The organism is Sphingomonas sp. Leaf10 (genome assembly GCF_001421245.1).
In the GTDB taxonomy this organism is placed as follows: domain Bacteria; phylum Pseudomonadota; class Alphaproteobacteria; order Sphingomonadales; family Sphingomonadaceae; genus Sphingomonas.
In genome coordinates, this window is the sequence record NZ_LMKE01000033.1 from 221,677 (window position 1) to 227,945 (window position 6,269).

7 protein-coding genes are annotated in these 6,269 nt (G+C 67.2%); 3 read left to right on the forward strand and 4 right to left on the reverse strand.

Annotated elements, in window-relative coordinates:
- The 3 genes from ASE59_RS17720 to ASE59_RS20130 form a co-directional block, all read left to right on the forward strand.
- On the forward strand, window positions 1-883 hold an 883-nt coding region (locus ASE59_RS17720), incomplete at its 5' end, for an NAD(P)/FAD-dependent oxidoreductase (RefSeq protein ID WP_235515831.1).
- 75 nt (window positions 884-958) lie between these two features.
- Window positions 959-2,536 (forward strand): aldehyde dehydrogenase (NADP(+)), encoded by a 1,578-nt coding sequence (locus ASE59_RS17725; protein WP_056459475.1) that lies wholly within the window; start codon window positions 959-961, stop codon window positions 2,534-2,536.
- Window positions 2,537-2,607: 71 nt separating this feature from the next.
- Window positions 2,608-2,751: a hypothetical protein gene (locus ASE59_RS20130; protein ID WP_162235335.1), complete on the forward strand. Its 144-nt coding sequence runs from the start codon at window positions 2,608-2,610 to the stop codon at window positions 2,749-2,751.
- Between the two features lie 399 nt (window positions 2,752-3,150).
- Here ASE59_RS20130 and ASE59_RS17730 read toward each other — a convergent pair whose 3' ends face one another.
- Genes ASE59_RS17730 through ispH form a run of 4 tightly spaced genes read right to left on the reverse strand, consistent with a single transcriptional unit; the run spans window position 3,151 to window position 6,168 of the window.
- Window positions 3,151-3,816: a hypothetical protein gene (locus ASE59_RS17730; protein ID WP_056459479.1), complete on the reverse strand. Its 666-nt coding sequence runs from the start codon at window positions 3,814-3,816 to the stop codon at window positions 3,151-3,153.
- Window positions 3,813-4,265: a ribonuclease HI gene (rnhA, locus tag ASE59_RS17735; protein ID WP_056459482.1), complete on the reverse strand. Its 453-nt coding sequence runs from the start codon at window positions 4,263-4,265 to the stop codon at window positions 3,813-3,815. Before rnhA ends, ASE59_RS17730 begins: the two co-directional genes overlap by 4 nt.
- Complete coding sequence (gene thrB / locus ASE59_RS17740; RefSeq protein ID WP_056459485.1) at window positions 4,262-5,215, reverse strand: homoserine kinase; 954 nt, start codon at window positions 5,213-5,215, stop codon at window positions 4,262-4,264. The genes rnhA and thrB overlap by 4 nt, the downstream gene beginning before the upstream one ends.
- Complete coding sequence (ispH, locus tag ASE59_RS17745; protein ID WP_056459488.1) at window positions 5,215-6,168, reverse strand: 4-hydroxy-3-methylbut-2-enyl diphosphate reductase; 954 nt, start codon at window positions 6,166-6,168, stop codon at window positions 5,215-5,217. Before ispH ends, thrB begins: the two co-directional genes overlap by 1 nt.
- Window positions 6,169-6,269: the final 101 nt, after the last annotated feature.

Here is a 6,269-nt window from a genome sequence, read left to right on the forward strand (position 1 = left end):
CGCGCCGCCCGCCGATTTCGCCGAACAGGGGTTTTTGCGGACGCGCGGCGAATTGCTGCTGGCGCGCGATCCGGCAGTGCTCGACACGCTGGCACAGGGTTTCGCGGGCACCGGCGTCCCGATCGAGCGGCGCGATCCGCATGGCGTCGTCGCAGGGCTGCGCGGCGAATGGCATGCGCTCTGGTCGCCGGGTTGTGCCGATATCGATGTCGCCGCCCTGCATGCCGCCTATCTGGCCAAGGCGCGGCGCGGCGGCGTGGAGGTCCGGTGCAACGCACGGCTGGCGGGGGCGCGGCGGGTGGCAGACGGCTGGGAACTCGATACGGCAACGGGGACCGTCGCCGCCGATATCGTCGTCAACGCGGCAGGGGCATGGGCGGATGACGTCGCCGCGTTGTTCGGCGCGGCACCGCTCGGCATCCGGCCCTATCGGCGGACGGTCGTGCAGGTACGGGTCGAGCCCCCGGCCTCCGCAGACCTGCCGCTGGTGATCGACGCGGCGGGCGGCTTTTATTTCAAACCCGAGCCGGGCGGTCGGTTGTGGCTGTCGCCGCATGACGAAACCCCGGACCGGCCGCACGACGTCGCGCCCGAGGAGATCGACGTCGCGCTGGCAATCGACCGGTTCGAGGCGGCGGTCGACTGGCGGGTCGAGGCGGTCGAGCGGCGCTGGGCCGGCCTGCGCAGCTTCGCGCCCGACCGGTTGCCGGTCTATGGGTTCGACGCGCATATCCCCGGCTTTTTCTGGTGCGCAGGGCAGGGTGGCTTCGGCATCCAGACCGCGCCGGCCGCTGCACAACTCTGCGCCGCGCTGCTCGGACACGGCAATGTGCCGGAGGGGGTCGACCCGGCGGCCTATTCGCCGCATAGATTGTCGGAGTAATATCCGAGTCGACTTTACGTTAGCGCTATCAATCCCTATCTCCGGCGCCAACGCTATCAGCCCAAGAGGATGCACATGACGATCACCGGCGAACTGTTCCTGGGATCCAAGCGGGTTGCCCGCGACGATCTCTTCCAGGCCTATGACCCCGCGACCGGCGCGCTGTTCGGCGAAGGTTTTTCAAAGGGCACTAGGGAAGACGCGGAAGAGGCCTGCGCCCGTGCCGCCGACGCCTTTCCGATCTATGCCGCGCTGCCGCTCGAGAAGCGCGCCGGTTTCCTCGATGCGATCGCCGACGAGATCGAGGCGCTGGGCGATGAACTGATCGAACGTGGCAGCCGCGAGACCGGCCTGCCGACCGCGCGCCTGACCGGCGAGCGCGGCCGTACCTGCGGCCAGCTGCGCCTGTTCGCCAAGGAAGTGCGCGACGGTGCGTGGCAGCAGTTGCGCATCGACCATGCCGACGCGGCGCGCGCCCCCGTGCCCAAGCCCGACCTGCGGCTGCGCACGATTCCGGTCGGCCCGGTCGTGGTGTTCGGTGCATCGAACTTCCCGCTCGCCTTCTCGACCGCCGGTGGCGACACCGCGTCGGCGCTGGCGGCGGGCTGCCCAGTGATCGTGAAGGCGCATCAGGCGCATCCGGGCACTGCCGAACTGGTCGCATCGGCGATCATCAAGGCGGCGGAAAAGACCGGCATGCCCGACGGCGTGTTCTCGATGGTATCCGGTTCGGGTCAGGTGATCGGCACCGCGCTGGTCGCCGATCCGCACATCCAGGCGGTCGGCTTTACCGGGTCGCGCAGCGGCGGCACCGCGCTGATGAAGGTCGCGCAGGAACGCCCGCAGCCGATCCCGGTGTATGCCGAAATGTCGTCGATCAACCCGGTCGTGCTGATGCCCGAAGCGCTCAAGAACCGCGGCGAGGCGCTGGCGAAAGGCTATGTTGGGTCGCTCAGCATGGGCGCGGGCCAGTTCTGCACCAATCCGGGCCTCGTGCTCGGCATCGACGGGCCGGAGCTGGACGCATTCCTCGACACGGCGGGCGACGCGCTGCTCGGCACCCCGGCGCAGGTGATGCTGAGCGACGGCATCCACAAGGCGTTCGAGGAAGGCCGCGCCAAGCTGGCGTCGAGCCCGGCGGTCAAGCTGGTCGGCGAAGGGCAGGAGCCGGAAGGTCCGACCCGTGGCCGCGCCGCGATTTTTGCCGTGTCGGGCAAGGACTTCATCGCCGATCCGGCGCATGCGCACGAAGTGTTCGGCATGTCGTCGATGGTCGTGAAGTGTGCCGATGCCAACGAACTGGTCGAAGTGCTGTCGAAGCTGGAAGGCCAGCTGACCGCGACGTTGCAGATCGACGAGGGTGATTACGAGGACGCGCGCAAGCTGATCCCGGTGCTGGAGCGCACCGTCGGTCGCATCCTGTGCAATGGCTGGCCGACCGGCGTCGAAGTGGGCCATGCGATGGTCCATGGCGGGCCGTTCCCGGCGACCTCGGACGGGCGCACGACCTCGGTCGGTACGCTCGCCATCCACCGCTTCCTGCGGCCGGTGTCGTATCAGGACTTCCCGGAAGCACTGCTGCCCGAGGCGCTGCGCGAGGGCAACCAGCAGGGCGCGCTGACCCGCATCGACGGGGCGTGGACGGTCGGTTGATCGTTTCCTAGCTGGAAAGAACGGGGCGGCGGGTCGTTGATCCGTCGCCCCTTTTCGTTTTGGATAGCGTGATGGACGACGATACGATCATCGACACCCCCGAAGGCCCGAAGCGCTGGGGCGACTGGAAGAAGAAGAACCCGGTGCAGGTGCCGTCGCGGCGGACCAAGGGGAAGGATTTGCCGAACAAGGTGAAGATCCGGACGGATGAGTGAGGGGTTTGCCCGGTATTGTTGGTAGGGGGAGGGCGTGGATAGGCTTTGACCCGTTCGTCCTGAGCAGCCGCTGAGCCTGTCGAAGCGGCGTATCGAAGGAGGGGGTGGGGCAGGTGCTTCGATACGGGCCTTCGACAAGCTCAGTCCCCTACTCAGCACGAACGGTTTGGTTTTCCTTCCTGCCCCCATCCATCCACTCCGTTCGGTTCGAGCAGCTTCGAGCTTGTCGAGAAGCGTCCGTCGAGAACGGGTTGTTTGGGGCTGGCGGGTTCTCGACAAGCTCGAACTGAACGGTGGAGAAGGCGGTTGCCAGTCTGCCACGGCGCCCCCGCGGAACCCCGTTCTCGACAAGCTCGAACCGAACGGGGAGGGGGAAGGGAGAGTGAGGGTGAGGAACCCCTACCGACGCCCGGCCAACCAGATCACATGCCGCGCCCCCTTGGTCCCTCTTGCCCGCACGACCTGTTCGTCCACGACATAGCCGCTATCCTTCAGCCGCTTGGTGAACGCCGCATCGGCATAGGCCGACCAGATCGCCAGCACGCCCCCGACCCTCAGCGAACGCTTCGTCACCTGAAGCCCACGCGCAGAATACAGCTTGTCGTTACCGGCATGGGTAAGCCCATCCGGCCCGTTATCGACATCGAGCAGGATCGCATCCCAGCCGCCCTCCTCGATCGCCCACGCCACGTCGCCCACCGCGATCCGCACGCGCGGGTCGTCGAGGCAGCCGTCAAAGATATGCGCCAACGGCCCGCGCGCCCATTCGACGATCTTGGGCACCAGTTCGGCGACGACCACCTCGGCATCGGCCGGCAGGATCTTCAACGCGCGGCGAAGGGTGAACCCCATGCCGAGGCCACCGATCAGCACGCGCACGCCTTTCCGACCGGTCAGGTGCGCACAGCCGAGATCGGCCAGCGCCTCCTCCGACGCCGACATGCGGCTGCTCATCAGTTCGTTGCGGTCGAGGACGATCATGAAATCGTCGCCGCGCCGAACGAGGCGCAGTTCGACATTGTCGCCGGGCACCTGTGCGGTGTCGATCAGGACGCGTGGGATCATTGCGTTAAGGCCGCATCGCTGGCGAGCTTGTCGGCCCGCTCGTTATCGGGGTGGCCGGCATGGCCCTTCACCCACACCCATTCGATGCGGTGCGGTTTGGCGGCGGCGAGCAGTTCCTGCCACAGTTCGGCATTCTTGACCGGCTGCTTCGCGGCGGTCTTCCAACCATTCTTCTGCCAGCCTTTGATCCATTTGGTCAGGCCGTCCATCACATAGCGGCTGTCGGTCGACAGGATCACGCGGCACGGTCGTTTGAGCGCGTTCAGCCCCTCGATCGCGGCCATCAATTCCATGCGGTTGTTGGTGGTGACCTTCTCACCGCCCGACAATTCGCGTTCGCGGCCATCGGCGGCGCGCAGCACCGCGCCCCAGCCGCCGCGCCCGGGATTGCCCTTGCACGCGCCATCGGTCGCGATTTCAACGCGGGGGAGTTCGGCAGTCTCGGTCATGCGAAGGCGACCGGGTTCGCGTCGTACCAGTCGAGCCGGCGCAGATAGGCAAGCGGGTCTTTCCGTGTGACCAGTGCGTCGGCCGGCGTGTTGATCCAGTCCCATGCGCGGGTCAGCAGGAAGCGGATGCACGCGCCCTTCGCCAGCAGCGGCAGCGCGGCGACTTCCGCGTCGGTGAGCGACGCTTGCGTCCGGTAGCCGGTCAGCAACGCCTGTCCGATCGCCGGGTCGAGCGGCGCGCCCCTGGCATCGAAGCTCCACGCCGAATGGGTGATCGCGACGTCATAGGCGACGATGTCGGTGCAGGCGAAATAGAAGTCGATCAGCCCGGTGACGCGGTCGCCAAGCATCAGGACGTTGTCGGGAAACAGATCGGCATGGATCGCGCCGGTCGGCAGATCGGTCGGCCAAGCGGCAACGACTGCGTCGAGCGCGGACCCGACCCGCGCGCGCAGGCTGGGCTGGATCGAATCGAGCTGGTCGGCGCAATCGGCGAAAAGCTTCGGCCAAACCGCGACGCCCATCGAATTGATCCGGGTCGGCGCGAACCCGGTCAGGCTGCGATGCATCGCACCCAGCGCGGCACCGGCGGCATGGGCCTGCTCGGGGGTCGGATGGCTGACCGATACGCCCGACAGGAATTCGATCAGGCAGGCGGGGCGGCCCTCCAGCGTCTGGATCACCTGTCCCGCGCGATCGGGTAGCGCGCGCGGCACCGGATTGCCGGCGTCCGCCAACGCACCGGTCATTGCGAAGAAGAAGGGCAGGTCGGCCAGGTCCACCCGCTTTTCATACAGCGTCAGGATGAAGCGGCCGGTGGTGGTATCGACCAGATAGTTGCTGTTCTCGACCCCTTCCGCGATCCCCTTGGCAGAGACCAGTTCGCCATGGTCATAGCCCGACAGGAAGCGCGCGAGCGCCTCCGCCGACACCTGCGTATAGACGGCCATTATGCGGCTTCGAGACCGCGCGGCAGCTTGAACGCGATCGTCTCGCGCGTCATTTCGACCTCGCGTTCGGTGACCTCGAACCGTTCGGCGATGCGGTCGACCAGTTCGCGCACCAGCACTTCGGGGGCAGAGGCACCGGCGGTGATGCCGAGCGTGCCGACCCCCTCCAGCCATCCGAAGTCCAGCTCGGCAGCGCGCTGGATCAGGCGGGCACGGGTGCCCTCGCGCTCGGCGACTTCGACCAGCCGCACCGAGTTGGACGAATTGGGCGCACCGATCACCAGCATCATGTCGCAGCTTTGCGCGATCGCCTTCACCGCATTCTGCCGGTTCGACGTGGCGTAGCAAATGTCGTCGGCCTTGGGCGCGACGATGGTCGGGAACCGGGCGATCGTCGCCTCGACGATGGCGCGGGTATCGTCGACCGACAGCGTGGTCTGCGTCAGGAAGGCGAGGTTGTCGGGATCGGCGGGCTGGAGCGCGGCGACATCCTCGACCGTCTCGATCAACGTCATCTGCCCCTCGGGCACCTGGCCGAAGGTGCCGATGACTTCGGGGTGGCCGGCATGGCCGACGAACAGGATGTGGCGGCCCGATGCCACCAGTCGTTCGGCCTGACGATGCACCTTCGACACCAGCGGACAGGTCGCGTCGAGATATTCGAGGCCGCGCTGGCTGGCCGCCGCCGGGACCGATTTCGGTACGCCATGCGCCGAGAATACGACGGGCACGCCATCGGGCACCTGATCCAGTTCCTCGACGAACACCGCACCCTTGGCGCGCAGCGAGTCGACCACGAACTTGTTGTGGACGATTTCGTGCCGGACATAGACCGGCGCGCCGTGCTTCTGGATCGCCAGCTCGACGATCTGGATCGCGCGGTCGACGCCGGCGCAGAAGCCGCGGGGGGCCGCGATCAGCAGTTCGATGACGGGGCGTTGGGTGTCGGTCATGGTCCCAGCGCTTACAGCTTGTTGGGTGTCACGCCAAGCCGTGCGCGGCGGCGCCAGCCCGCTCCCCCACCCCGCCACCCGTTCAGGATACTTGCGTGGGT

Excerpts from the sequence above, each read along its gene's own strand:
- rnhA (WP_056459482.1), bottom strand. The coding sequence starts at position 4,265 with ATGACCGAGACTGCCGAACTCCCCCGCGTTGAAATCGCGACCGATGGC.
- ASE59_RS17730 (WP_056459479.1), bottom strand. The coding sequence starts at position 3,816 with ATGATCCCACGCGTCCTGATCGACACCGCACAGGTGCCCGGCGACAAT.
- thrB (WP_056459485.1), bottom strand. The coding sequence starts at position 5,215 with ATGGCCGTCTATACGCAGGTGTCGGCGGAGGCGCTCGCGCGCTTCCTG.
- ASE59_RS20130 (WP_162235335.1), top strand. The coding sequence starts at position 2,608 with ATGGACGACGATACGATCATCGACACCCCCGAAGGCCCGAAGCGCTGG.
- ispH (WP_056459488.1), bottom strand. The coding sequence starts at position 6,168 with ATGACCGACACCCAACGCCCCGTCATCGAACTGCTGATCGCGGCCCCC.
- ASE59_RS17725 (WP_056459475.1), top strand. The coding sequence starts at position 959 with ATGACGATCACCGGCGAACTGTTCCTGGGATCCAAGCGGGTTGCCCGC.